At 72.1% G+C, this 24,342-nt stretch carries 20 protein-coding genes; 12 read left to right on the top strand and 8 right to left on the bottom strand.

What is annotated here, in order from left to right; translation table 11 throughout:
* Positions 1-200 precede the first annotated feature (200 nt).
* The 6 genes from ACF1BH_RS00595 to ACF1BH_RS00570 all read left to right on the top strand — a co-directional run bounded on the left by ACF1BH_RS00595 (position 201) and on the right by ACF1BH_RS00570 (position 5,178).
* The gene (locus tag ACF1BH_RS00595) at positions 201-545 is read left to right on the top strand and encodes a DUF3817 domain-containing protein (protein WP_030280657.1); all 345 of its coding nucleotides are present in this window, start codon (positions 201-203) and stop codon (positions 543-545) included.
* Positions 542-868 (top strand): MTH1187 family thiamine-binding protein, encoded by a 327-nt coding sequence (locus tag ACF1BH_RS00590; RefSeq protein WP_391640204.1) that lies wholly within the window; start codon positions 542-544, stop codon positions 866-868. Before ACF1BH_RS00595 ends, ACF1BH_RS00590 begins: the two co-directional genes overlap by 4 nt.
* A gap of 180 nt (positions 869-1,048) precedes the next feature.
* A complete protein-coding gene (locus ACF1BH_RS00585; RefSeq protein WP_391640203.1) occupies positions 1,049-1,558 on the top strand; it encodes a MarR family winged helix-turn-helix transcriptional regulator in 510 nt (169 codons plus the stop codon).
* A 113-nt stretch (positions 1,559-1,671) separates the two neighbouring features.
* Positions 1,672-2,004, top strand: coding sequence for a DUF3817 domain-containing protein (locus ACF1BH_RS00580; protein ID WP_391640202.1), 333 nt, complete (start codon positions 1,672-1,674; stop codon positions 2,002-2,004).
* Positions 2,005-2,163: 159 nt separating this feature from the next.
* On the top strand, positions 2,164-3,864 hold the full coding sequence (locus ACF1BH_RS00575) for a methylmalonyl-CoA mutase (RefSeq protein ID WP_391640201.1): 1,701 nt from the start codon (positions 2,164-2,166) through the stop codon (positions 3,862-3,864).
* 237 nt (positions 3,865-4,101) lie between these two features.
* Complete coding sequence (locus ACF1BH_RS00570) at positions 4,102-5,178, top strand: alpha/beta fold hydrolase (RefSeq protein ID WP_391640200.1); 1,077 nt, start codon at positions 4,102-4,104, stop codon at positions 5,176-5,178.
* A 51-nt stretch (positions 5,179-5,229) separates the two neighbouring features.
* Here the strand turns inward: ACF1BH_RS00570 and ACF1BH_RS00565 are convergent, their stop codons facing one another.
* Complete coding sequence (locus tag ACF1BH_RS00565) at positions 5,230-5,871, bottom strand: TetR/AcrR family transcriptional regulator (protein ID WP_391640199.1); 642 nt, start codon at positions 5,869-5,871, stop codon at positions 5,230-5,232.
* A 337-nt stretch (positions 5,872-6,208) separates the two neighbouring features.
* Here ACF1BH_RS00565 and ACF1BH_RS00560 point away from each other — a divergent pair, with 337 nt between their 5' ends.
* The 4 genes from ACF1BH_RS00560 to ACF1BH_RS00545 all read left to right on the top strand — a co-directional run bounded on the left by ACF1BH_RS00560 (position 6,209) and on the right by ACF1BH_RS00545 (position 10,394).
* Positions 6,209-7,174, top strand: coding sequence for a tetratricopeptide repeat protein (locus ACF1BH_RS00560; RefSeq protein ID WP_391640198.1), 966 nt, complete (start codon positions 6,209-6,211; stop codon positions 7,172-7,174).
* 601 nt (positions 7,175-7,775) lie between these two features.
* On the top strand, positions 7,776-8,393 hold the full coding sequence (locus tag ACF1BH_RS00555) for a DUF6230 family protein (RefSeq protein WP_391640197.1): 618 nt from the start codon (positions 7,776-7,778) through the stop codon (positions 8,391-8,393).
* A gap of 152 nt (positions 8,394-8,545) precedes the next feature.
* Positions 8,546-9,100, top strand: a complete 555-nt coding sequence (locus ACF1BH_RS00550) for a DUF6114 domain-containing protein (protein ID WP_391640196.1) — start codon at positions 8,546-8,548, stop codon at positions 9,098-9,100.
* Positions 9,090-10,394, top strand: coding sequence for a hypothetical protein (locus ACF1BH_RS00545; RefSeq protein WP_391640195.1), 1,305 nt, complete (start codon positions 9,090-9,092; stop codon positions 10,392-10,394). Before ACF1BH_RS00550 ends, ACF1BH_RS00545 begins: the two co-directional genes overlap by 11 nt.
* A gap of 74 nt (positions 10,395-10,468) precedes the next feature.
* Here the strand turns inward: ACF1BH_RS00545 and pyk are convergent, their stop codons facing one another.
* The 3 genes from pyk to pta all read right to left on the bottom strand — a co-directional run bounded on the left by pyk (position 10,469) and on the right by pta (position 15,360).
* Positions 10,469-11,893 (bottom strand): pyruvate kinase, encoded by a 1,425-nt coding sequence (pyk, locus tag ACF1BH_RS00540; RefSeq protein ID WP_391640194.1) that lies wholly within the window; start codon positions 11,891-11,893, stop codon positions 10,469-10,471.
* 72 nt (positions 11,894-11,965) lie between these two features.
* Positions 11,966-13,177, bottom strand: coding sequence for an acetate kinase (locus tag ACF1BH_RS00535; protein ID WP_391640193.1), 1,212 nt, complete (start codon positions 13,175-13,177; stop codon positions 11,966-11,968).
* A 38-nt stretch (positions 13,178-13,215) separates the two neighbouring features.
* Positions 13,216-15,360 carry a phosphate acetyltransferase gene (gene pta, locus ACF1BH_RS00530; protein WP_391640192.1) on the bottom strand — a complete coding sequence of 715 codons (2,145 nt, stop codon included), beginning with the start codon at positions 15,358-15,360 and terminating at the stop codon, positions 13,216-13,218.
* A 253-nt stretch (positions 15,361-15,613) separates the two neighbouring features.
* On the opposite strand from pta, the gene ACF1BH_RS00525 reads away from it, so the two are divergent.
* Positions 15,614-16,639 carry an ATP-dependent 6-phosphofructokinase gene (locus tag ACF1BH_RS00525; RefSeq protein WP_391640191.1) on the top strand — a complete coding sequence of 342 codons (1,026 nt, stop codon included), beginning with the start codon at positions 15,614-15,616 and terminating at the stop codon, positions 16,637-16,639.
* Positions 16,640-16,715: 76 nt separating this feature from the next.
* On the opposite strand, the gene ACF1BH_RS00520 is transcribed toward ACF1BH_RS00525, so the two are convergent.
* The 4 genes from ACF1BH_RS00520 to ACF1BH_RS00505 form a co-directional block, all read right to left on the bottom strand.
* Positions 16,716-19,259: an ABC transporter permease gene (locus ACF1BH_RS00520; protein WP_391640190.1), complete on the bottom strand. Its 2,544-nt coding sequence runs from the start codon at positions 19,257-19,259 to the stop codon at positions 16,716-16,718.
* Positions 19,260-19,324: 65 nt separating this feature from the next.
* Positions 19,325-20,107: an ABC transporter ATP-binding protein gene (locus ACF1BH_RS00515; protein WP_391640189.1), complete on the bottom strand. Its 783-nt coding sequence runs from the start codon at positions 20,105-20,107 to the stop codon at positions 19,325-19,327.
* A 294-nt stretch (positions 20,108-20,401) separates the two neighbouring features.
* A complete protein-coding gene (locus tag ACF1BH_RS00510; protein WP_391640188.1) occupies positions 20,402-21,085 on the bottom strand; it encodes a response regulator in 684 nt (227 codons plus the stop codon).
* Positions 21,082-22,785 (bottom strand): ATP-binding protein, encoded by a 1,704-nt coding sequence (locus ACF1BH_RS00505; protein ID WP_391640187.1) that lies wholly within the window; start codon positions 22,783-22,785, stop codon positions 21,082-21,084. The genes ACF1BH_RS00510 and ACF1BH_RS00505 overlap by 4 nt, the downstream gene beginning before the upstream one ends.
* A 140-nt stretch (positions 22,786-22,925) precedes the next feature.
* Between ACF1BH_RS00505 and ACF1BH_RS00500 the strand changes: the two genes are divergently transcribed.
* Positions 22,926-24,323: a cation:dicarboxylate symporter family transporter gene (locus ACF1BH_RS00500; protein WP_391640186.1), complete on the top strand. Its 1,398-nt coding sequence runs from the start codon at positions 22,926-22,928 to the stop codon at positions 24,321-24,323.
* Positions 24,324-24,342: the final 19 nt, after the last annotated feature.

The following is a 24,342-nucleotide window of genomic DNA, read 5'->3' as shown; positions in this document are numbered from 1 at the left end:
TTCCACCCCTACGGGCCGCCGTCCGGCCCCCGGCGCGGTGGTTCCGGGCGCGGCTGTAACAATGGACGACGGGTTTGTGAACCCTTGCACAAGCGCTGTGGGGCGCGCCTTCCCGCTCTTCGTGGGCGTGTGACGCCGAAGACCGGAAAGACGCACCCTCCCCCTCCTCCTGCCGCCCCTGCCACCCGAACGAGGTTCCCGTGGACATCAAGACCGCCGCCGCACTCCACCGGCTCCGACTGATCTCCGCCCCCGAGGCGATCTCCTTCCTCCTGCTGCTGTGCTGCTCGGTCCTCAAGCGCACCACCAGCTTCGACGGCGTCATGGTCATGGGCATGGTCCACGGCGTGCTGTTCATCCTGTACGTCGTCTTCTGGCTGGACGCCTGGAACCGCACCAAGTGGGACCTGAAGACCGCCGCCCTGTACTTCGTCCTCTCGGTGCTGCCGACCGGCGGTTTCTTCGCCGAGCGCAAGCTCAAGCGCGAGGCCGAGAGCTCGGTCATCGCCGCCCGCGCCCGCCGGGAAGGCACGGTCAACGCATGATCGTCGCCTTCTCGGTCAGTCCGCTGGGCGTGGGCGAGGACGTCGGCGAGTACGTCGCCGACGCCGTCCGCGTCGTCCGCGAGTCCGGCCTGCCGAACCGCACCGACGCCATGTTCACCTCGATCGAGGGCGAGTGGGACGAGGTGATGGATGTCGTCAAGCGCGCCGTCGCCGCCGTCGAGGCCCGTGCGGGCCGGGTCTCCCTGGTCCTCAAGGCCGACATCCGGCCGGGCGTCACCGACGGCCTGACCTCGAAGGTCGCCACCGTCGAGCGTCACCTCGCCGCCGGCGCCGCCCCGGCGGACGGCGACACCCCGGCCTGACCCCGCACCACCCCGGGCCCGCCTGCCGCGCCGCCCGCACGGCCCGTCCGGCCGCCTCCCCCTCCCGTACGGGACGGAACGGCGGCCGGACGGGCCGTTCGCTTCCGGAAAGCGCCGTCCGGCCGACCGGATCCCGAGACGCGTCCGACCGGTATGTGACCGCCCGATAGGGTCGACGGCGTGCCGAAGCCGCTCAGTCTCCCTTTCGATCCCATCGCGCGCGCCGATGAACTCTGGCAGCAGCGCTGGGGAGCCGTGCCGTCGATGTCCGCGATCACCTCGATCATGCGGGCCCACCAGATCCTGCTCTCCGAGGTGGACGCGGTGGTCAAGCCGTACGGCCTGACCTTCGCGCGCTACGAGGCGCTGGTGCTGCTCACCTTCTCGAAGGCGGGGGAGCTGCCGATGTCGAAGATCGGCGAGCGGCTGATGGTGCACCCGACCTCGGTCACGAACACCGTCGACCGGCTGGTCAAATCCGGTCTGGTCGCCAAGCGGCCCAACCCCAATGACGGCCGCGGCACCCTCGCCACCATCACCGGTAAGGGCCGCGAGGTGTGCGACGCCGCCACCCGCGACCTGATGGGGATGGACTTCGGCCTGGGCGCCTACGACGCCGGGGAGTGCGCCGAGATCTTCGCCATGCTCCGCCCGCTGCGGGTCGCCGCGGGCGACTTCGCCGAGGACTGACCGGGGCGCCCGCCGGGGCCCCGTACGGCCTCCCCGCCGCCCGCCGGACCGCCCGCCGCCACGCCACGGGGGCGGCGAAGATCGCCCCAGGAGGTCCGGTTACGCTCGGGGGCATGAAGCCCAGTGTCCTGACCCGCTACCGGGTGATGGCCTACGCCACCGCCGTGATGCTCCTCGTCCTGTGCGCCTGCATGGTGGCCAAGTACGGCTTCGGTGCGGGCAAGGACCTCACCCTCGTCGTCTCCCAGATCCACGGCGTGCTGTTCATCATCTACCTCGTCTTCGCCTTCGACCTGGGCTCCAAGGCGAAGTGGAAGTTCGGCAAGCTGCTGTGGGTGCTGATCGCCGGCACCATCCCGACCGCCGCGTTCTTCGTCGAGCGTCAGGTCGTAGCCGAGATCCGCCCGCGGCTCCAGGACGGAACGCCGCAGCCCGTCAAGGTCTGACCGCGCCGCCCCCCTTCCGCGTCACGCGCCCTCCCCACCCGGGGACGGGCGCGTTCGTGCTGTTCAGGGCGGGTGCGGAACCCGTAGGGGAGCGATCAGGGGGACACGGCGGGCGCTTGCCATCGACAACTACTAGGACGTCCTAGTAAATTCGGAGGTATGGACGCCGACGCGATCGAAGAGGGCCGCCGCCGCTGGCAGGCCCGGTACGACTCCGCCCGTAAGCGCGATGCGGACTTCAGCACGCTCTCGGGCGACCCCGTGGAGCCCGTCTACGGCCCGCGCCCCGGCGACACCGTCGACGGCTTCGAGCGGATCGGCTGGCCCGGCGAGTACCCCTTCACCCGCGGGCTGTACCCCACCGGCTACCGGGGGCGCACCTGGACCATCCGCCAGTTCGCCGGCTTCGGCAACGCCGAGCAGACCAACGAGCGGTACAAGATGATCCTGGAGGCGGGCGGCGGCGGCCTCTCCGTCGCCTTCGACATGCCGACGCTGATGGGCCGCGACTCCGACGACCCCCGCTCACTCGGCGAGGTCGGCCACTGCGGCGTCGCCATCGACTCCGCCGCCGACATGGAGATCCTCTTCAAGGACATCCCGCTCGGCGACGTCACCACCTCGATGACGATCAGCGGCCCCGCCGTCCCCGTCTTCTGCATGTACCTCGTCGCCGCCGAACGCCAGGGCGTCGACCCCGCCATCCTCAACGGCACCCTCCAGACGGACATCTTCAAGGAGTACATCGCCCAGAAGGAGTGGCTCTTCCCGCCCGAGCCGCATCTGCGGCTGATCGGCGACCTCATGGAGCACTGCGCGGCGAAGATCCCCGCGTACAAGCCGCTCTCCGTCTCCGGCTACCACATCCGCGAGGCCGGGGCGACGGCCGCGCAGGAGCTGGCGTACACCCTCGCCGACGGCTTCGGCTACGTCGAACTGGGCCTCAGCCGCGGCCTGGACGTCAACACCTTCGCACCCGGCCTGTCCTTCTTCTTCGACGCGCACCTCGACTTCTTCGAGGAGATCGCCAAGTTCCGCGCCGCGCGCCGCATCTGGGCCCGCTGGATGCGCGACGTCTACGGCGCGACCAGCGAGAAGGCCCAGTGGCTGCGGTTCCACACCCAGACCGCCGGGGTCTCGCTCACCGCCCAGCAGCCGTACAACAACGTCGTCCGCACCGCCGTCGAGGCGCTCGCCGCGGTCCTCGGCGGCACCAACTCCCTGCACACCAACGCCCTCGACGAGACCCTGGCGCTCCCCAGCGAACAGGCCGCCGAGATCGCGCTCCGCACCCAGCAGGTGCTGATGGAGGAGACCGGCGTCGCCAACGTCGCCGACCCGCTCGGCGGCTCCTGGTTCGTCGAGCAGCTCACCGACCGGATCGAGGCCGACGCCGAGAAGATCTTCGAACGGATCAAGGAGCGCGGCGCCCGGGCGGTCCCGGACGGACAGCACGCCATCGGCCCGATCACCTCCGGAATCCTGCGCGGCATCGAGGACGGCTGGTTCACCGGCGAGATCGCCGAATCCGCCTTCCGCTACCAGCAGTCCCTGGAGAAGGGCGACAAGAAGGTCGTCGGCGTCAACTGCGCCCACGGCTCGGTCACCGGCGACCTGGAGATCCTCCGCGTCAGCCACGAGGTCGAACGCGAACAGGTCCGCACCCTCACCGACCGCAAGGCCGCCCGCGACGACGCCCGCGTCACCGCCTCCCTCGACGCGATGCTCACCGCCGCCCGCAACGGCGGCAACATGATCGAACCCATGCTGGAGGCAGTCCGCGCCGAAGCCACCCTCGGCGAGATCTGCAACGCACTGCGCGACGAATGGGGGGTCTACACGGAGCCGGCGGGGTTCTGACCCCCCGGACCCGGCTGGACGGTGGCGGCGCGAGGGCGCGTCGCCACCGGCGTGACCGCCCCCGGTGTCAGCCGCTCAGTGCCGAGGCGACCAGCGGACTGCACGCCATGCCGGCCACCGCCAGCGCCACAAGGCCGAACGTCACCACTCGCGTTCTCCCGGAACTTCGGGGTAGGTGCAGGCAGTTGTGTGCCCCTCGTCCACCCGGGAGAACGTGTGAAGAGAACAGTCCGTACCGTGTGTGCCGCCTCCGCCGCCGTGCTCGCGGCGGTGTTGCTGGGCGGGTCCGCCGTGGCGAGCGCCGCACCGTCCGCGCCGGAGGGTGCGGCCGGCCGGCCGGCCCGCGTCCAGGACGACTTCGACCCGCTCGGGCCCGGCGTCCACGCCGCCCGCCTCGCCTCCGGGCGGACCGCGCACTACATCGACGACGGCCCGCGAAACGGCCGTCCGGTGCTCTTCATCGGCGGTACGGGCACCAGCGCCCGCGCCGCCCACATGACCGACTTCTTCCGCTCCACCCGCGAGTCGCTGGGGCTGCGGCTGATATCCGTCGAACGTAACGGCTTCGGCGACACCGCCTACGACCCGCGGCTGGGCAAGGCCGACTTCGCCGAGGACGCCCTCGCGGTCCTCGACCGCCTCGGCGTCCGCAAGGTCTCCGTGATCGCCATCTCCGGCGGCGGCCCGTACGCCGCCGAGCTGGCCGCACGGGCCCCGCGGCGCATCGAGGCGCTGCACCTGGCCGCCGCCCTGCCGCCGTACGGCACCCGGCCCGACTACTGCGCCCTGTCGGACCGGCAGTTGACCGCCGCCGTCAAGAAGCAGATCACCGACCCGCGTGTCTGGTGGGCGTTCCCCGACGACAGCCCGGTGCAGCAGATCCCCGGCTTCGCCGACACCGCGTACGAGGAGGGCGCCCGCACCTACAACCAGCGCGGGCAGCGGGCCGATCCGGCGCCCCAGGTCCACGAGCAGCGGCTCTACTGCGCGCGGCCGGGCCCGGACCTGTCGAAGCTGACCGCGCCGGTCTACCTCTACAGCGGCAAGAAGGACACCACCGTGCCGCCCGCCACCCTCGCCGCCTGGCGGCACCATCTGCCGACCGCGCCGGTGGTGCGCTCGTACGCGGACACCGGGCACGACGTGCAGTACCGCCACTGGGACCAGATCCTGGTCGACCTCGCGGGCCACGGCGACCGCACCGTCGTCTGCCGTCGCGGCCACAGCGCCATGGCCCCGGCCGCGGAAGCCCGCCGGCTGCTCGCGAAGGGCGGCGCCACGCTGGGGAGTTGCGCCTGGCGGGAGAAGAAGTAGGGGAGGAGGCGCCGGACCCCTACGGGACCGGCCCCACCGGCCCGCCGCCCCTCACTCCCACCCCGCCAGCCCCGCCAGTCCTGTCAGCAGGATGGTGGCGAGGCGGCGGGCCCAGACGGTGTCGACCGGTTCGGCGGAGACCAGGGTGCGGTGGACGACCGTGCCGGCGATGACGTCGAAGATCAGGCCGACCGTCTCCGCCGCGGCGCGGGAGCCGTCGTTGTCGGGCGGGTCCGGGGGGAGTTCGCCGCGGTCCTGGGCGCGTGCGCGGCCCAGGATCACCAGGCCCATCTGCCGGTCGACGATGGCGGTGCGGATGCGCTCGCGCAGCGCCGCGTCGGCCGTCGACTCGGCGACCACCGCCATCAGCGCCGTCTTCGTCTCCGGTTGCTCCAGCAACCGGCCGAACTGCAGCACCACGTCCTCGATGTCGGCCTGGAGGCTCCCGCGGTCGGGGAGTTCCAACTCGTCGAAGAGGACCGCGACGGCGTCGACGGCCAGTTCGTTCTTGTTGGCCCAGCGCCGGTAGAGGGTCGTCTTGGCGACCCCGGCGCGGGCGGCGACGTCGCCCATGGTGAACCGGCCCCAGCCCAGATCGACCAGGGCGGCCCGCGCCGCGTCGAGGATCGCGCGGTCGGTCTCGACGCTGCGCGGGCGGCCCGTGCGGCGTTTCCGGGGGCAGGAGTGCGGCATGCGGGCGACCATACCGGCCGGTAGCTCCGTTTCCGCTGCCTCTCGTGAGGCAGATCACGACGGCGGCTTCCCGGCGGGGGTGTCGCCGTGGGACCGCCAGTAGTTACGCTACGGGTCGTAGCGTAAGAGCGACGATCACATCGGCCCGGGTGGGGACCCGCGGCCAGGCAGGGGCCCCGCGAGGGGCCGGAATCGGGCGCCAGGCCCGGCCGTGCACCGCATCCCGGCGGAGTGTACGGACGGCCGGAGCACCCGGGAAGAGGATCCGGTACGGCCCTCGGGCCGGATTTTCGGCATCGCTTTCCGGAACGGGCCGTTCAGGGGGGAGGATGGACCCATGCAGCCACGCAACATGTCCATGAGCGGAGTCGTCGACCTCGCAGCGGTGAAGGCCGCCGGGGAGGCGAAGCAGAAGGCCGAGCAGGCGCGCGCCGAGGCGGCGCGTACGGGCGCGACGCCCGCCGCCGGCACCCCCTTGGTGATCAACGTCGACGAGGCGGGGTTCCAGCAGGACGTCCTGCAGCGCTCCACCGAAGTGCCGGTCGTCCTCGACTTCTGGGCCGAATGGTGCGAGCCGTGCAAGCAGCTGGGCCCGCTGCTGGAGCGGCTGGCCGGTGAGTACGCCGGGAAGTTCGTGCTCGCCAAGGTCGACGTCGACGCCAACCAGATGCTCTTCCAGCAGTTCGGCGTGCAGGGCATCCCCGCCGTCTTCGCCGTCGTCGCCGGGCAGCCCATCCCGCTGTTCCAGGGCGCGGCCCCCGAGGCGCAGATCCGCCAGGTGCTCGACCAGTTGATCCAGGCCGCCGAGCAGCAGTTCGGCATCGTCGGCGCCCCCGTCGACCCGCAAGCCGCGGATGCCCCGGCGCCCGCCGAGGCCCCGGCCGGTCCGTACGACGCGGCGCTGGCGGCTGCCGGTGCGGCGCTGGACGCCGGCGATCTGGGCGGTGCGGTGCAGGCGTACAAGAACGTCCTCTCCGACGACCCCGCCAACCCCGAGGCGAAGCTCGGTCTCGCCCAGGCCGAACTGCTGCGCCGGGTGCAGGATCTCGTCCCCGCCGACGTCCGCAAGGCCGCCGCTGACGACCCGTCCGATGTGCAGGCGCAGATCCGCGCCGCCGACCTCGACCTCGTCGGCGGTCATGTCGAGGACGCCTTCGGCCGTCTCGTCGACACGGTCAAGCGCTCCGCCGGTGACGACCGGGAGACCGCGCGGGTGCGTCTCCTCGAGCTGTTCGAGGTGATCGGCGGGGACGACCCGAGGGTCGTCTCGGCGCGTACCGCGCTGGCCCGGGTGCTCTTCTGACGGTTCCCGCGGGCCCGTCGGCCGACCGGGGCGTACACCGGACGGGTGAAACGATCAGCGGCCACGCTTTACCAAATCTTGGTAATCGTGGCCGCTGTTACTCGCAGTAAGTCATGCGGGGCGATGTATCGGCGTATGGCCGGGATTGCCCCGCATTTCCGGGTCGAGCGCGGCGACGCTGTGTGCCGGTGCGATATCGCTCGGTCGCACCCCGGTGATCTGCCCGTTACCCGCAAGTAACGAACCCCTTGTGCGGCGGCGTGGAATGCACCACGATCGGCCACGCTCGGTCCATTTCCGTAGTCGGCAGCCAGCCGATCCCACGGGCAGATGGGTCCCCACCGAGTGGGTCGGCGGCCCCTGTTGCCGACCGTGGGCAGGGGGGTCCCGGCCACCAACGGCAGGGCCTGCCCAGGAGGTTGCGCGAGAGCGTGGCCAGTGGTTGTCGCTCGGGGGTGATCGCCGGTATTCGGAACGCCATGCGCCTTTCGAGCACGGGCGCTCTCCTTCCCGAGGACGTAGCACTTCTCCCATCCCGGGTACCGCGGAACCGAACGGGTCCGCCGGTGCCGGAGATGTACGTCCGAGAAGGAGGAAAGTCATGGAGTCCCTGGCTCGTGGCGGGACCAGATGGAAGCGGTTCGCCGTCGTCATGGTGCCCAGCGTCGCGGCGACCGCCGCGATAGGCGTCGCCCTGTCGCAGGGCGCCCTCGCGGCATCGTTCAGCGTGTCCGGCCAGCAGTTCAAGGTCAGCACCGACCGGCTGGACGGCACCGGCTTCGTCCAGTACGGAGCGGTGGACGCCCAGAAGGACGGCAAGCAGGTACCGGTCGCGGTCTCGGCGTTCTCCGACGCCAAGATCAAGAACCTGTGCCAGTCGGTCGTCGTGCCGGTGCCGGTCTTCGGCGATGTGTCGATGAAGCTCATGGCCGGCGGCGGCAGCACGCCGGTCGAGGCGAAGAACCTCTACATCGACCTCGATCAGCTCAACGCCGATGCGACCTTCCAGAACATCAACATCGGTGTCGCGGCGGGGTCGACGTCCAAGGGCCCCGGCATGAAGAAGGGCGACAAGGCCGATCCCGGCTCGTTCGCCCAGGAAGCCGACACGGCCACGTTGACCGGCGTCAAGCAGACGGCGTGGGCGACCACGGCCGGCACGTTCAAGCTGAGTGGCCTGCAGATGAAGGTCACGAAGGGCAAGAGCGAGTGCTACTGACGCGCTGAGCGTACGGGCGCGGGGGGCGGGGCCGGTGGCCGCGCCGTGGTGACCCCGCGCCTGTCCGCGATGGCGTCAGCAGTCACGTAGTCCAGCCCAGAACCACCGTGCGCGCCGCGTGGATGCGGGGCCGAGCGAAGCGAAGGTATGGCATGAGCGCCGATACGCGACCACGACTGAACGAGAATCTCGGACGGAAGCGTCTCGTGTTCCGGCAGTGGCGCGGGCAACGCCCGTTCTGGGCCGGTCTCCTGACGCTGCTGGCCGGCCTGCCGATCATGTACTTCCCCTATGCCAATCTCACGATCGGCTCGCTGACCGTGCGCATGGCGACCACCGCCGGCGCCGGATCGCTGATCATCGGCGTGCTGCTGGTCGTCCTCGGTCTGACCCTGTGGTTCCAGCCGGCCTCGCGGGTCTTCGCGGGGGTGGCGGCCATCCTGCTCTCCCTCGTCTCCCTGGTCGTCTCGAACTTCGGCGCCTTCCTCGTCGGCTTCCTGCTGGGACTGTTCGGCGGGGCGCTCGGCGTCTCGTGGGCACCGGGCCGGGCGGCCGCGGGCGACGGGCCGCAGGGCGCGCGGAGCGCGGCGGCGGTCGGAGGGCAGCCGGCGGTGGCCGGGGCGGCTCCGGGATCGGGCGACGGACTGGACGACCTGTCAGGAACGAGCCCGACCAACGGAACGAACGGGAGGCACCGTGCCGGGTGACGAGCTGCACGAGAACGCAGCCGCCGGGGCGAGATCCGGACCGAGGCACGCGGCACCGAAGAAGCCGCTGCTGACGCGGTTCCATGTGCCCGCGGGCAAGGCGATAGCCATCGCCGCGATGCCGTCCGCCGTGCTCATGGGCATGGGGTTCACGCCCCAGCTGGCGGTGGCCAAGCCGGCGCCCAAGAGCCCCTTCAAGGACGGCCCGTGCGTCACCGCTCCGGACCAGCAGGAGCAGGAGGCGCAGGCCAAGGAGAAGGCCGCCAAGAAGAAGGCCGCGGAGAAGAAGGCCGCCGAGGACAAGAAGGCCGCCGAGGACGCCGAGGCCGGAGACCGGGGGAAGGCGCCGGATCCGGGTACGCCGTCGCCCGACGCCTCGCCCTCGCCGTCCGGCTCCGCGTCCGGGGGCAAGGGCGGCGGCTCCACGCCGTCCCCGTCCGCCACCCCGTCGTCGTCCCCCACGGACGACGAAGGGAACCCCTGGTACGACCCGCTGGGCTGGGGCAAGAAGATCGAGGACGCCTTCCACCCCGGCGGTACGCAGGACACCGGCGAGGAGAGCGGCAAGGACGCCGCGTCGCCGGGCCCGAGCCCCTCCGCGACGCCGGAGCCCTCGAAGACGTCGGACCCGGCGAAGGCGTCCGCGCCGAAGACCGCCGGTCCGGCGAAGGACGCGGCGGACACGGCCGCGGATCCCGCGCAGGACACCGCGGACCGGGCCACCGACGGGAAGGACGACGGGAAGGACGGCACCACCGGGCCGACGGCCGGTGCGACGGCCGATCCCGGTGCGCCGGACGCGGACGGGAAGAAGCCGTTCCCGTGCGTCGTCGAGAAGAAGTCGGACGGTACGGACGAGCAGCCCCCGGCCGCCGTGCCGGAGGACCCCTGGCACCTGGAAGCCAGCTCGCTGACGCTGAAGGACCTCGACTACAAGGGCGTGGTCAACCTCCGTACGCCCAGCGGGCGGACCAAGCAGGCGCTGAAGTTCACCGCCGGCGGCATCGACATCGGTGACCTGCACCAGATCGTGGACGGGCCGAAGGGCCTGAAGTACCACGTCCGGTCCACGCCGGGCTCCACGTCGACCATCCGCGACGGACAGGTCACGCTCTACACCGAGCGGCTCCAGGGCAACCTCTTCGGGCTGATCCCGATCGTCTTCGACCCGGAGCACCCGCCGCCCATCAACATCCCGTTCGCGTACTTCACCAAGGTGAAGCTCGCCCAGGCGGGACAGTTCGGCGGCACCCTGCATGTCCCCGGGCTCCACGAGACCATCGAGAACAGCTGAGACGGCAACGGAACGGCGGTGGCCGCCCCTCCGTACGGGGGCGGCCACCGCCGCTGTGCGTCACCGGTGCCGGATCAGCTCTCGCCGCCCAGCCGGTGGACGCGCACCATGTTGGTGGTGCCGGGGATGCCGGGGGGCGAACCGGCGGTGATGATCATCGTGTCGCCCTCGTTGTACCGCTGGAGCTTGAGCAGCTCCGCGTCGACCAGGTCGACCATCGCGTCGGTGTTGTCGACGTGCTGCACCACGAAGGTCTCCACGCCCCAGCTCAGCGCGAGCTGGTTGCGGGTGGCCGCGTCGGTGGTGAAGGCCAGGATCGGCTGGGCCGCGCGGTAGCGGGAGAGCCGGCGGGCGGTGTCACCGGACTTGGTGAACGCCACCAGCGCCTTGCCGTTGAGGAAGTCCGCCATCTCGCACGCCGCGCGGGCCACCGCGCCGCCCTGCGTCCGCGGCTTCTTGCCCGGGACCAGCGGCTGCAGGCCCTTCGACAGCAGCTCCTCCTCGGCCGCCTCGACGATCTTCGACATCGTCTTGACGGTCTCGATCGGGTACGCGCCGACCGACGACTCCGCGGAGAGCATGACCGCGTCCGCGCCGTCCAGGATCGCGTTGGCGACGTCGGACGCCTCGGCGCGGGTCGGCCGGGAGTTGGTGATCATCGACTCCATCATCTGGGTCGCCACGATCACCGGCTTGGCGTTCCGCCGGCACAGCTCCACCAGGCGCTTCTGCACCATCGGGACCTTCTCCAGCGGGTACTCCACCGCGAGGTCACCACGGGCCACCATCACCGCGTCGAAGGCCATGACGACCTCGGCCATGTTGGCGACCGCCTGCGGCTTCTCGACCTTGGCGATGACCGGGACGCGGCGCCCGACCTCGTCCATCACGCGGTGCACGTCCTGGACGTCCTTGGCGTCGCGGACGAAGGAGAGCGCGACCATGTCGCACCCCATCGCCAGCGCGAACTTCAGGTCCTCGATGTCCTTCTCCGACAGCGCGGGGACGTTGACCGCCGCGCCGGGCAGGTTGATGCCCTTGTGGTCGGAGATGACACCGCCCTCGATGACGATGGTGCGCACCCGCGGACCGTCGACGTCGACGACCTGGAGCGCGACGTTGCCGTCGTTGATGAGGACCGGGTCGCCCTTGGAGACGTCGCCGGGCAGGCCCTTGTACGTCGTGCCGCAGATGTGCTTGTCGCCGGCGACGTCCTCGGTGGTGATGATGAACTCGTCGCCGCGCACCAGCTCCACGGGGCCGTCGGCGAAGGTCTCCAGGCGGATCTTCGGACCCTGGAGGTCGGCCAGCACGCCCACCGCGCGGCCGGTCTCCTCGGATGCCTTGCGGACGCGGTGGTACCGCTCCTCGTGCTCCGAGTGGGTTCCGTGGCTCATGTTGAAGCGGGCCACGTTCATACCGGCCTCGATCAGCGTCTTCAGCTGGTCGTAGGAGTCGACGGCGGGGCCCAGGGTGCAGACGATTTTGGAACGGCGCATGGGCTGAATCCTATCGGTTTTGTTTCGGAGCGGAATATTCCCCCGAAGGCGGGCGCGGAGCCGGAGTGTGCATCAGGCGGTGACCAGCGCGTATGTCTGCTGGGCGATCTCCAGCTCCTCATCTGTCGGGACCACGGCGACCGCGACACGGGCGCCGTCGGGCGAGATCAGCCGCGGCTCGTCGGACCGTACGGCGTTGCGGTCGGCGTCCACGGCCATGCCCAGGCACTCCAGACCGGCCATCGCCGCGGCGCGCACCGGGGCGGCGTTCTCGCCGACGCCCGCGGTGAACGCCACCGCGTCGACCCGGCCGAGCACCGCGGTGTAGGCGCCGAGGTACTTCTTCAGCCGGTGGATGTAGATGTCGAAGGCGAGGGACGCCGCCTTGTCGCCCTCGTCGATACGGCGGCGGATCTCCCGCATGTCGTTGTCGCCGCAGAGCCCGACCAGCCCGCTCCGCTTGTTGAGCAGCTCGTCGATCTCGTCGGCGGACATCCCGGCGACCCGCTTGAGGTGGAACGTCACCGCCGGGTCGATGTCGCCGGAGCGGGTGCCCATCACCAGGCCCTCCAGCGGCGTCAGCCCCATCGACGTGTCGACGCACCGGCCGCCCGCCACCGCCGACGCCGAGGCGCCGTTGCCCAGGTGCAGCACGATGACGTTGACCTCGGACGGGTCCTTGCCCAGCAGGTGGGCGGTGCGGCGCGAGACGTAGGCGTGCGAGGTGCCGTGGAAGCCGTAGCGGCGGATGCGGTGGGCGTCGGCGGTGGCCACGTCGATGGCGTAGCGGGCCGCGTGCTCCGGCATCGTGGTGTGGAACGCGGTGTCGAAGACGGCTATCTGCGGCAGGTCCGGGCGGAGCGCCCGGGCGGTGCGGATGCCGGTGATGTTCGCCGGGTTGTGCAGCGGCGCGACCGGCACCAGCCGCTCGATCTCCTTGAGGACCACCTCGTCGATGACGGTCGGCTCGGTGAACTTCAGGCCGCCGTGGACCACCCGGTGCCCGATCGCGGCCAGTTGCGGGGAGTCGAGGCCCAGTCCGTCGGCGGCCAGCTCCGCGGCGACCGCCTTGAGCGCCGCGTCGTGGCCGGCCATCGGCCCCTCGTGCACCCGCCGTTCGCCGCCGGTGGCCAGCGGCGTGTGCACGAGCCGTGAGGTCTCCTCACCGATCCGTTCGACGAGACCGACGGCCAGCCGGCGGTTCTCCGCCATGTCGAGCAGCTGGTACTTCACCGACGAGGAGCCGGAGTTGAGGACGAGGACGCGGGTGGGATCGGCAGTCATGGAGCGCTTTCCGGTGGTGGCGGACGGGCGGGCGCGGGTCAGGCGGCTCCGGCGCCGGGCGGGGCGCCCTGCGCCTGGATCGCGGTGATGGCGACGGTGTTGACGATGTCCTGCACCAGCGCACCGCGCGAGAGGTCGTTGACCGGCTTGCGCAGCCCCTGGAGGACGGGTCCGACGGCGACGGCGCCCGCGGAGCGCTGCACCGCCTTGTAGGTGTTGTTGCCGGTGTTGAGGTCCGGGAAGATCAGCACCGTCGCGCGGCCGGCGACCTCGGAGTCGGGCAGCTTGGTGCGCGCCACGGAGGCGTCGACCGCCGCGTCGTACTGGATCGGTCCCTCCACCAGCAGATCCGGCCGGAGCTTGCGGACCAGTTCGGTGGCGCGGCGGACCTTGTCGACATCGGCGCCGGAGCCGGAGGTGCCGGTGGAGTACGACAGCATCGCGATCCGCGGCTCCACCCCGAACTGCGCCGCGGTGGCGGCCGACTGGATGGCGATGTCGGCGAGCTGCTCGGCGTCCGGATCCGGGTTGACCGCGCAGTCGCCGTAGACGAGGACCCGGTCGGCCAGGCACATGAAGAAGACGGACGAGACGATCTGGGCGTCCGGCTTCGCCCTCCCGTCGCCCGCCACCGCCCCATCCGACGCGCGACGCGCGGCCCCTGTCGTCTTGATGATCTCGAAGGCGGGCCGGATGGTCGCCGCCGTGGAGTGCACCGCGCCGGAGACCATGCCGTCGGCCAGGCCCTCCTGCACCATCAGCGTGCCGAAGTACGAGACGTCGGCGACGACGTCGTAGGCCAGCTCGTAGCTGACGCCCTTGTGGGCGCGCAGCTGCGCGTACCGCTCGGCGAAGCGTTCGCGCAGCGGCGAGGAGTGCGGGTCGATGATCTGGGCGTCCGCCAGGTCGATGGCGAGGTCGGCGGCGCGCTTGCGGATCGCCTCCTCCTCGCCGAGCAGGGTCAGGGCGCAGACGTCCCGGCGCAGCAGCACGTCGGCGGCGCGCAGCACCCGCTCCTCGCCGCCCTCGGGCAGCACCACCCGGCGCCGCCCGGAGCGGGAGCGCTCGATCAGCTCGTGTTCGAACATCATCGGCGTGACCCGGCCGGAGCGGGCCACAGAGATACGATTCGTCAGCTCGACGGTGTCCACATGCCGTTCGAACAGGCCGAGCGCGCTCTCCGCCTTCCGCGGCGCCGCGGCGTGGAGCTTGCCCTCGACGGCGAACAGCTCCGCGGCCGTCGGGAAGGAGCCGCCGGGCACCGAGACGACCGGGGTGCCGGGGGCCAGCCGGTCCGCCAGCGCCAGGATGTCCGGGCCGGGCCGCTCGTCCAGGGTGAGCAGCACCCCGGCGATCGGCGGGGCGCCCGCGCTGTGGGCGGCGAGCGAGCCGATGACGAGGTCGGCGCGGTCCCCGGGCGTCACCACCAGGCAGCCCGGCGTCAGCGCCTTGAGGAACGTCGGCAGCATCGCACCGCCGAAGACGAAGTCCCGGGCGTCGCGGGCGAGCCCGGAGTCGTCGCCGAGCAGGACCTCCGCGCCCAGGCTGTGCACCAGCTGCCCGACGGTCGGCGCGGAGAGCGCACCGTCCTCCGGCAGCGCGTAGCACGGCACCGGCAGCCGCGCCGCCAGCCGCTCCACGACGGCTTTCCGCAGCTCCGGATCGACGCGGTTGACGACGAGGGCGACGACGTCGCAGCCGAGCGCGGCGTAGGCGCGGTAGGCGTTGCGCGCCTCCGCGCGCACCGACTCGGCGTCCTGGCCCTGACCGCCGACCACGGGGATGACCGCGGCGCCGAACTCGTTGGCGAGGCGGGCGTTGAGGCCCAGATCGTCGGGGAGGTTGGTGGCGGCGTAGTCCGAGCCGAGGACCAGCACGTACTCGTACTCCCGGGCCACCGCGTGGAAGCGTTCGACCAGCCGGGAGACCAGTTCGTCGGTGCCGTGCTCGGCCTGGAGGCCGGCGGCCTCGTCGTAGCCGAGGCCGAAGACGGTCTCGGCGGGCTGGCTGAGGCGGTAGCGGGCGCGCAGCAGGCCGAAGAGGCGGTCCGGTCCGTCGTGGACCAGCGGGCGGAAGACGCCCACCCGGTCGACGTGGCGGGTCAGGAGCTCCATCACTCCCAGTTCGACGACCTGGCGGCCGTCGCCGCGGTCGGTGCCGGTCACGTACACGCTGCGGGTCACGCGTGCTCTCCGTCCATCCGTTGTCGTGCAGATCAGCCGGGGCAGTCAGAGTAGGGTCGGAAACAGCCGTTATGGCAGGCTCGCCACCTTGACAATACCCGCGGAGCTGGATAGACCGCGCGTCCCGGTTTCCCTGAGGGAACGGGCCCGGGAGAGGGGCGGGGCGCCGGGCGGGTGAGGGCGGGACCGGACGCCCCGTGGAAGAATCGGACCGGCTCACACGTCGGACAGCGAGCACAGGAGACACAGCACGATGCGTATCGGAGTCCTCACCGCCGGCGGCGACTGCCCCGGGCTCAACGCTGTGATCAGGTCCGTCGTCCACCGCGCCCTGACCGGCCACGACGACGAGGTCATCGGCTTCGAGGACGGCTTCAAGGGACTGCTCGACGGGCGCTACCGCAAGCTCGACCTGGACGCCGTCAGCGGCATCCTGGCCCGCGGCGGCACCATCCTCGGCTCCGCCCGCCTGGAGCGCGACCGGCTGCGCGAGGCGTGCGAGAACGCCAAGGACTTCTCCCGCGAGCACGGCATCGACGTCCTCATCCCGATCGGCGGCGAGGGCACCCTGACCGCCGCCCGGATGCTGTCGGACGCCGGGCTGCCCGTCGTCGGCGTCCCCAAGACGATCGACAACGACATCTCCTCCACCGACCGCACCTTCGGCTTCGACACCGCCGTCGGCGTCGCCACCGAGGCCATCGACCGCCTGAAGACCACCGCCGAATCCCATCAGCGGGTGATGGTCGTCGAGGTCATGGGGCGCCACGCCGGATGGATCGCGCTGGAGTCCGGGATGGCCGGCGGCGCCCACGGCATCTGTCTGCCGGAGCGCGAATTCGACGTGAACGACCTGGTCCGGATGGTCGAGGAACGCTTCTCGCGCGGCAAGAAGTTCGCCGTGATCTGCGTCGCCGAGGGCGCCCACCCCGCGCCCGGCACGATGGACTACAAGAAGGGCGCCATCGACCAGTACGGCCATGAACGCTTCTCCGGCATCGGCAACGCCCTCGCCGTCGAGCTGGAGCGGCGCCTGGGCAAGGAGGCCCGCCCGGTCATCCTCGGCCACGTCCAGCGCGGCGGCACCCCCACCGCGTACGACCGTGTCCTCGCCACCCGCTTCGGCTGGCATGCCGTCGAGGCGGCGCACCGCGGGGAGTTCGGCAGGATGACGGCGCTGCGCGGCACGGAGGTGACGATGGTGCCGCTCGCCGATGCCGTCACCGAGCTGAAGCGGGTCCCGCTCGACCGGATGCGGGAGGCCGAGTCGGTCTTCTGACCCGCGGCGCTTCCAGGACGACGGCGGCGCGCCTCCCCGGACCGGGAAGGCGCGCCGCCGTCGTCGTACCGCGCCGTCAGTGGGCGCCGATGGCCTCCAGCATGTTCAGCTTCGCCGCGCGGCGGGCCGGCCAGATGGCGGCCAGCAGGCCCACGGCCAGCGCGATCGCCACGAAGAGCGACAGCCGTCCCCACGGCAGCAGCGTCTCGTAGAGCCGCCAGGACGAGGCGAGCAGCGAGCCGCCGGCCCAGGCGAGGAAGAGGCCCACGCCGATGCCGAGAATCGCGCCGAAGAGCGAGATGACGACCGACTCCAGCCGGACCATCTGCTTGATCCCGGCCCGCGCCAGCCCGATGGCGCGCAGCATCCCGATCTCCCGGGTCCGCTCGAAGACCGACATCGCCAGGGTGTTGATCACGCCGACGACCGCGATGACGACGGCCATGCCCAGCAGGCCGTAGACCATGTTGACCATCATCCCGATCGGGCCGGCGGTCTCCTGACGCAGCTCCTCGTGGTTCTGGACCTTCACCAGCGGGTTGTCGCCGAAGGCGGCCCGCAGCTTCGCGGCGGTCGCATCGGAGGCGCCGTGCGCGGTCTTGACCAGCAGCGCGTCGTCCTTGGGGGCCTCGTCCACGCCGAGGGCGACCAGCGGCAGATCGGAGAAGGCGTCACCGGCGATGTCGTTGTCCTCGTAGACCGCGGCGACCGTCAGACGGTGCTTCTTCTCGTCGGGGAGGTCGACGGTGACGCGCTGCCCGGCGCTCAGGCCCGCTTTGTCGGCGGCGGTCCGCGACAGCGCGATGGACTCACCGCGCACCGCGCCGACCGAACCCTGGACCACCTTGAGCGCCGTGACCTGGGCGATGGTGCGGGGGTCGGTGCCGTTGAGGACCACGCCCTCGTCGCCCAGGAGGAAGCTGGAGTGGCGCATCGGCGCGACCGCGGTCACGCCGGGGACCTGCGCCGCCTTGGCGGACAGCTTCGGGTCCAGACCGGAGAAGGTGGAGGTGCTGATCTGGTACTCGGCCGTCAGCTGGGTCGCGGTCATCCGGTCGATGGCGGACTCCGCGGAGTTGCCGACGACGGCCATACCGGTGATCAGGGTGAGGCCGATCATCAGCGCCGAGCCGGTCGCGGCGGTCCGGCGCGGGTTGCGCAGCGCGTTCTCCCGGGCGAGCTTGCCGACCGTGCCGAAGAGCCGGCCGGTGACCGCGCCGGTGAGGCGGACCAGCGGGCGGGACAGGAGCGGCGCCAGCACGATCACGCCGGTCATGGTGAGCGCGGAGCCGGCCAGCGCGAGCGGCAGGTCGTCGCTGGACTCCAGCGTCGAGACCCAGCACATCACGGCCACACCGAGGCCGGCGACGACGGCGCCGAAGACGTTGCGGACCACCAGGCTGCGCGGCGCCGGCTGGGTGTCGAGCGTGCTCAGCGCCTCCACCGGCGCGATCTTCGCCGCCCGGCGGGACGGCAGCCACGCGGCCAGGACCGTCACGACGGTGCCGGTGGCCAGCGACACGAGGTAGGTGAGCGGGCTGATGACGAGCGGCCCGTCCGGCAGCCCGGCGTCGTTGGCGTTGAGCACCGAGCGGATCCCCAGCGCGAGGCCGATGCCCAGGCCCATGCCGACGGCGGAGGCCACCACACCGAGCAGCGTCGCCTCGACGAGCACCGAGCGCACCACCTGACGGCGGGAGGCGCCGACCGCGCGGAGCAGGGCGATCTCGCGGCGGCGCTGGGAGATCAGCATGGTGAAGGTGTTGGCGATGATGAAGACGCCGACGAACAGCGCGATCCCGGCGAAGGTCAGCAGCGTCGAGGTCAGCGCCGTGTTCTGGTCGGTGAGCAGCCGGCTCTGCTCCTCGGCGAGCGCGGTGCCGCTGGTGACCTGCGCCGCCTTCTCCGGGACGGCCGCGCGGATCTCGCGGGTCAGCGCCGCCTCGTCGGTGCCGGGCTTCGCGGACACGACCAGCTCGTCGTACTGGCCGGGGTGGAGGTAGAGGCGCTGGGCGGTGGCGGTGTCGAGCAGCGTCAGCGAACCGCCCGCAGTCACCTTCGGGTCGTCGGTGGAGACCAGACCGACCAGCTTCTTCGTCAGCACCGGGCCGTCGGTGGCGAACCGTACGGTGTCGCCGATCCGGTAGCCGGCCTTGCGCGCGGTGGCCTCGGCCAGCGCGACCTCGCCCGCGGCGGCCGGGCCGCGGCCCGCGACCAGCGGGTAGCGGCTGTCCTTGCCGTCCGGGCCCGGCTGGTAGTTGGCGGCGCGGTTCTGCCACGCGTCGCCGACCGGCTTGCCGTCCTTGGCGGCGAGGACCGCGTCGCCGGTGACGTCGGTGCGTACGGCGCGTACGCCGGGCACCGCGCGGACCGCGTCGGCCGTCTCGTCGGTGAGGGCGGTGGCCCGCCGGCCGTCGGCCTTCGGGGGCTCCTGCTCGGCCGTGACGGAGACGGCGACGTCGTCGAGGTTCTTGGCCGAGGCGTTCTTGAGGGCGTCGCCGACGGTGTCGCTGAAGACGAGGGTGCCGGAGACGAAGGCGACGCCGAGGAGGACCGCGAGCACGGTCATCATCAGCCGGGCTTTGTGCGCGAAGAGGTTGCGCACGGCTGTTCGCAGCATGGGAAGTCAGTCCTGGTGCCTGGGGCGCGGGTGGGAGGGCGGGGCGGTGCGGCGCGGGGCCGGGGTCACCGGGTGCGGCCGCGGCCGTCGAAGCGCCGCATCCGGTCCAGGACCGAGTCCGCGGTCGGCCGGTGCAGCTCCTCGACGATGCGGCCGTCGGCGAGGAAGACGACGCGGTCGGCGTAGCCCGCGGCGACCGGGTCGTGGGTGACCATCACGACGGTCTGGCCCATGGCGCGTACCGACTCCCGCAGGAAGCCCAGGACCTCGGCGCCGGAGCGGGAGTCGAGGTTGCCGGTCGGCTCGTCCGCGAAGATGATCTCGGGCCGGGCGACCAGCGCCCGGGCCACCGCCACCCGCTGCTGCTGGCCGCCGGAGAGCTGGCTCGGGCGGTGGGCGAGACGCCCGGAGAGGCCGACCGTCTCGATGACCGCGTTCATCCACGCCGGGTCGGGCTTACGGCCCGCGATGTCCAGCGGGAGGGTGATGTTCTCGGCGGCGGTCAGCGTCGGCAGCAGGTTGAACGCCTGGAAGACGAAGCCGATCTTGTCGCGGCGCAGCCGGGTCAGCTTCTTCTCGCCGAGCGACGCCAGCTCCACGTCACCGATGCGGACCGAGCCGGACGAGATGGTGTCGAGCCCCGCCATGCAGTGCATCAGCGTCGACTTGCCGGAGCCGGACGGCCCCATGATCGCGGTGAACTGGCCGGCGGCGAAGTCGACGGAGACCTGGTCCAGCGCCACCACCCGCGTCTCGCCCTCGCCGTAGACCTTGTCGAGGCCCGCCGCGCGGGCGGCGACACCGGGCGTCGTGCGGGCGGGGGCGGGGGCGGCGGCCGCGTAGGACACGGGAACTCCTGGGAACGGGACGGGCGAATGTGCTCCCATCCTCGGCCGCGGACCCCGCCCGGGTCGTCGCCCGGGAGGACCGAAAGCGGCACCGGCCGGAAGTCCCACGCCGGACCCGCCGGTCCCTCTCAAGGGGGACGCCCGGTCCACCCGCGGAGCGACGACGGTCAGGTGGCGTACGGTCATGTGCCCGGCAGGGCACGGGAGTTGGCGATCGGCCGCACCGACGGGCAGGACCTCCGGGCAGCACCCGGTCCCGGCCGCGCCCGCCCGCTGCCGCTCCGGCCCCGCCGGCTACCGCTCCGACCAGCGGTACCGCAGCTCCGGCCGCCCCACCTGACCGTACTGCGGGGCGCGGGCCGCCCGGCCGGTGTCCACCAGGTGCTCCAGATAGCGGCGGGCGGTGATCCGGGAGATGCCGACCCCGGTGCCGGCCTCGGTGGCGGAGAGGCCGTCGGGGGCGGCGCGCAGGGCGTCGGTGACCGCGCGCAGCGTCGCCGAGGTCAGGCCCTTGGGCAGCGCCGCGGGGCGCGGGTTGCGCAGTGCGGCGATGGCGCGGTCCACCTCGTCCTGCCCGCTGGCCTCGCCCGCGGTGCAGCGGAACGCGGCGTAGCGCTGGAGCCGGTCGCGCAGGGTGGCGAAGGTGAACGGCTTGAGCAGGTACTGCACCACGCCCAGCGACACCCCCTCGCGCACCATCGTCAGATCCCGCGCCGAGGTGACCGCGATGACGTCCGCCCCGTGCCCGGCGCCGCGCAGCGTCCGCATCAGCTGGAGCCCGTGCCCGTCCGGCAGATAGAGGTCGAGCAGCAGCAGATCGACGGCGTGGTGGTCGAGATGGCGGCGGGCGTCCGCGCCCGAGTGCACGGTGCCGGAGACCGTGAAGCCGGAGACCCGCTCCACGTACAGCGTGTGCGCGGCGGCGGCCACCGGATCGTCCTCGACGACGAGGACCCTGATGTCGGGGGTGGTGGTCATGCGGCGCCTCCGTCCGTGGTCCGCAGCGGCAGCCGGACCGTGAAGCGCGCGCCGCCGTCCGGTGCGCGGTCGAGGGCGAGGGTGCCGCCGTTGCGCCGGACCGCCTGCCGGACGAGGGCCAGGCCCAGCCCCCGGCCACGCCCGGGCGCGCCCGCCGCCGGCTGCTTGCTGCTCCAGCCGCGCCGGAAGATCTCCGCCGCGCTCTCCTCGGGCACGCCGGGGCCGTTGTCCGCCACGCACAGCAGCAGTTCGCCGCCGTCGGAGCGGGCGGTGACGGTGACCTTCGGCGGATCGGCCGGGCCGCCGGGGCCGTCGGGCCGTGGCGGTGCGGCGTCCGAGGTGGCGTCCGGCGCCGCCGCGTCCAGGGCGTTGTCGATGAGGTTGCCGAGCACCGTCACCAGGTCGCGGGCGGGCAGGTCCGGCGGCAGCAGCCCGTCGTCGATCCGGCTGTCGGCGGTCAGCACCAGCTCCGCGCCGTGCTCGTTGGCCTGCGCCGCCTTGCCCAGCAGCAGCGCGGCGAGGACCGGTTCGGCGACCGCGCCGACGACCTGGTCGGTCAGCGCCTGCGCCAGCTCCAGCTCGGCGGTGGCGAACTCCACGGCCTCGTCGGCGCGGCCCAGTTCGATCAGCGACACCACCGTGTGCAGCCGGTTGGCGGCCTCGTGCGCCTGCGACCGCAGCGCCTCGGTGAACCCGCGGACCGAGTCCAGCTCGCCGGAGAGCGCCTGGAGTTCGGTGTGGTCGCGCAGGGTGATGACGCTGCCGCGGTGCTCCCCGCCGGAGACCGGCGCGGAGTTGACCACCAGCACCCGCTCGTCCGTCAGATGCAGCTCGTCGCGGAGCGGACCGGGTGCGGTCAGCGCCGTCGCCAGGGGCGCGGGCAGCCCCAGCTCCGCCACCGGGCGGCCCACCGCGTCACCGGCCACACCGAGGAGTTCCCGGGCGCCGTCGTTGATCAGCGACACCCGCCGCCGCCCGTCGAGCATCAGCAGCCCCTCCCGTACCGCGTGCAGCGCCGCTTGGTGGTACTCGTGCATCCGGCTCAGCTCGGCGGCGTTCATCCCGTGGGTGTGGCGCCGCAGCCGGGCGTTGATCACATACGTCCCGAGCCCGCCCAGCGCCAGCGCCGCCGCGGCCACCCCGAGCAGTGCCAGCACCTGGTTGCGCAGCTGCTCGCTGATGGCGGCGATGGTGATGCCGGAGCTGACCAGCGCCACGATGCGGTTGCCGTGCGCCCGGTCGCGGACCGGCGCGATGACCCGCATCGACGGCCCGAGCACCCCCAGGTGCGTCTCGGCGAACGTCTCGCCGTGCAGGGCCCGCCCGGTGTGCCCGAGGTAGGTCCGGCCGATCGCGTCCGGTTCGGGGTGCGTCCAGCGGGTGCCGTCCGGCGCCATGACGACGACGAAGTCGACGCCCGCGTCGCGCCGCAGCCGCTCGGTGTACGGCTGGAGCACCGCCGTCGGATCGGCGCCGCGGACGGCGGCGACCACCATGGGCGAGTCGGCGACCGCCGTCGTCACCGCCGTCGTCTGCCGCCGCGCGGTCTCCTTCGCCTGCCGCCCGGCGCTTGCGTACGCGAAGACCGCGCAGCCCGCGACGACCACGGTCACCAGGAGGACCTGCATCGCGAAGAGCTGCCCGGCCAGGCTGCGCGGGCGTCGCAGACGCAACGGCGTCCGCGGGAAGGCAAGGTGCATGCAAACAGTCTGCCCGGTCACTTTTATATGAACGAAATGCACGTAAGGGTGACGCACGCCACAGCTGGGGTGCATAGTCGCCGGGATTCGTTGCGCCCGAGCCGCAGATCCGCGCGCAACCGTAGAGCGAGGAGGCAGCCGTGGCTGCAAAGACGCCGCCGTCCGGCGGTACCACCGAGGAGCGCACGCCGAAGAAGCGGGACCGGACGCATTTCCTCTACATCGCCGTGATCGCCGCGGTGCTGCTCGGCATAGCGGTGGGCTTCATCGCGCCCGGCGTCGCCGTCGAGCTGAAGCCGCTCGGCACCGGGTTCGTGAACCTCATCAAGATGATGATCTCGCCGGTCATCTTCTGCACGATCGTGCTGGGTGTGGGTTCGGTCCGCAAGGCGGCCAAGGTCGGCGCCGTCGGCGGTCTCGCCCTCGGCTACTTCATGGTGATGTCCACCGTCGCCCTCGCGATCGGCCTGGTCGTCGGCAACATCCTGGAGCCCGGTTCGGGCCTGCACCTGACCGAGTCGGTCCGCCACGCGGGCCAGGCGCAGACCGCGGGTGGCGGCGAGTCCACCTCGGAGTTCCTGCTCGGCATGATCCCGACGACGCTGGTCTCCGCCTTCACCGGGGGCGAGGTGCTCCAGACGCTGCTGGTCGCGCTGCTGGTCGGCTTCGGGCTGCAGTCGCTCGGCAAGGCCGGCGAGCCGGTGCTGCGCGGCATCGGGCACCTGCAGAAGCTGGTCTTCCGCGTGCTGTCGATGATCATGTGGGTGGCGCCGGTCGGTGCCTTCGGCGCCATCGCCGCGGTGGTCGGCGAGACCGGCGTGGACGCGCTGAAGTCCCTCGCCGTCATCATGGTCGGCTTCTACATCACCTGCCTGCTCTTCGTGATCGTCGTCCTGGGCACGCTGCTGCGGCTCTTCGCCGGGGTCAACATCTTCCTGCTGCTGAAGTACCTGGCGCGGGAGTTCCTGCTGATCCTGTCGACCTCCTCCTCGGAGTCGGCGCTGCCGCGGCTGATCGCCAAGATGGAGCACCTGGGCGTCAGCAAGCCCGTGGTCGGCATCACCGTCCCCACCGGCTACAGCTTCAACCTCGACGGCACCGCCATCTACCTGACGATGTCCGCCCTGTTCGTCGCCGAGGCGATGGGGCAGCCGCTCGCCCTGGGGCAGCAGATCTCCCTCCTCGTCTTCATGATCATCGCTTCGAAGGGCGCCGCCGGGGTCACCGGCGCGGGCCTGGCCACCCTCGCCGGCGGCCTCCAGTCGCACCGCCCCGAACTGGTCGACGGCGTCGGCCTGATCGTCGGCATCGACCGCTTCATGAGCGAGGCGCGGGCGCTGACCAACTTCGCCGGCAACGCCGTCGCCACCGTCCTCATCGGCACCTGGACGAAGGAGATCGACAAGGCCCGGGTCGGCGAGGTCCTCGCCGGCCGGCTGCCGTTCGACGAGGCGACCCTGAGCGACGACCACGGCGGCCCCGCACCGGCCGGTGACGCGCCGCGGGCGGACGGGGCGAAGGAGCCCGCCGGGGTCTGACCGGACGCGGGCAGGCCGC

The sequence above is a fragment of the Streptomyces sp. NPDC014733 genome (assembly GCF_043083385.1).
GTDB lineage: Bacteria > Actinomycetota > Actinomycetes > Streptomycetales > Streptomycetaceae > Streptomyces.
This window is presented reverse-complemented; position numbering and strand designations above follow the sequence as displayed.

What these genes read in the sequence shown, in the direction of transcription:
- ACF1BH_RS00535 (WP_391640193.1), bottom strand. Translation starts at nt 13,177, where the DNA reads ATGACTGCCGATCCCACCCGCGTCCTCGTCCTCAACTCCGGCTCCTCG.
- ACF1BH_RS00575 (WP_391640201.1), top strand. Translation starts at nt 2,164, where the DNA reads ATGGACGCCGACGCGATCGAAGAGGGCCGCCGCCGCTGGCAGGCCCGG.
- ACF1BH_RS00550 (WP_391640196.1), top strand. Translation starts at nt 8,546, where the DNA reads ATGAGCGCCGATACGCGACCACGACTGAACGAGAATCTCGGACGGAAG.
- pyk (WP_391640194.1), bottom strand. Translation starts at nt 11,893, where the DNA reads ATGCGCCGTTCCAAAATCGTCTGCACCCTGGGCCCCGCCGTCGACTCC.
- ACF1BH_RS00560 (WP_391640198.1), top strand. Translation starts at nt 6,209, where the DNA reads ATGCAGCCACGCAACATGTCCATGAGCGGAGTCGTCGACCTCGCAGCG.
- ACF1BH_RS00525 (WP_391640191.1), top strand. Translation starts at nt 15,614, where the DNA reads ATGCGTATCGGAGTCCTCACCGCCGGCGGCGACTGCCCCGGGCTCAAC.
- ACF1BH_RS00505 (WP_391640187.1), bottom strand. Translation starts at nt 22,785, where the DNA reads ATGCACCTTGCCTTCCCGCGGACGCCGTTGCGTCTGCGACGCCCGCGC.
- ACF1BH_RS00510 (WP_391640188.1), bottom strand. Translation starts at nt 21,085, where the DNA reads ATGACCACCACCCCCGACATCAGGGTCCTCGTCGTCGAGGACGATCCG.
- ACF1BH_RS00580 (WP_391640202.1), top strand. Translation starts at nt 1,672, where the DNA reads ATGAAGCCCAGTGTCCTGACCCGCTACCGGGTGATGGCCTACGCCACC.
- ACF1BH_RS00555 (WP_391640197.1), top strand. Translation starts at nt 7,776, where the DNA reads ATGGAGTCCCTGGCTCGTGGCGGGACCAGATGGAAGCGGTTCGCCGTC.
- ACF1BH_RS00565 (WP_391640199.1), bottom strand. Translation starts at nt 5,871, where the DNA reads ATGCCGCACTCCTGCCCCCGGAAACGCCGCACGGGCCGCCCGCGCAGC.
- ACF1BH_RS00520 (WP_391640190.1), bottom strand. Translation starts at nt 19,259, where the DNA reads ATGCTGCGAACAGCCGTGCGCAACCTCTTCGCGCACAAAGCCCGGCTG.
- ACF1BH_RS00590 (WP_391640204.1), top strand. Translation starts at nt 542, where the DNA reads ATGATCGTCGCCTTCTCGGTCAGTCCGCTGGGCGTGGGCGAGGACGTC.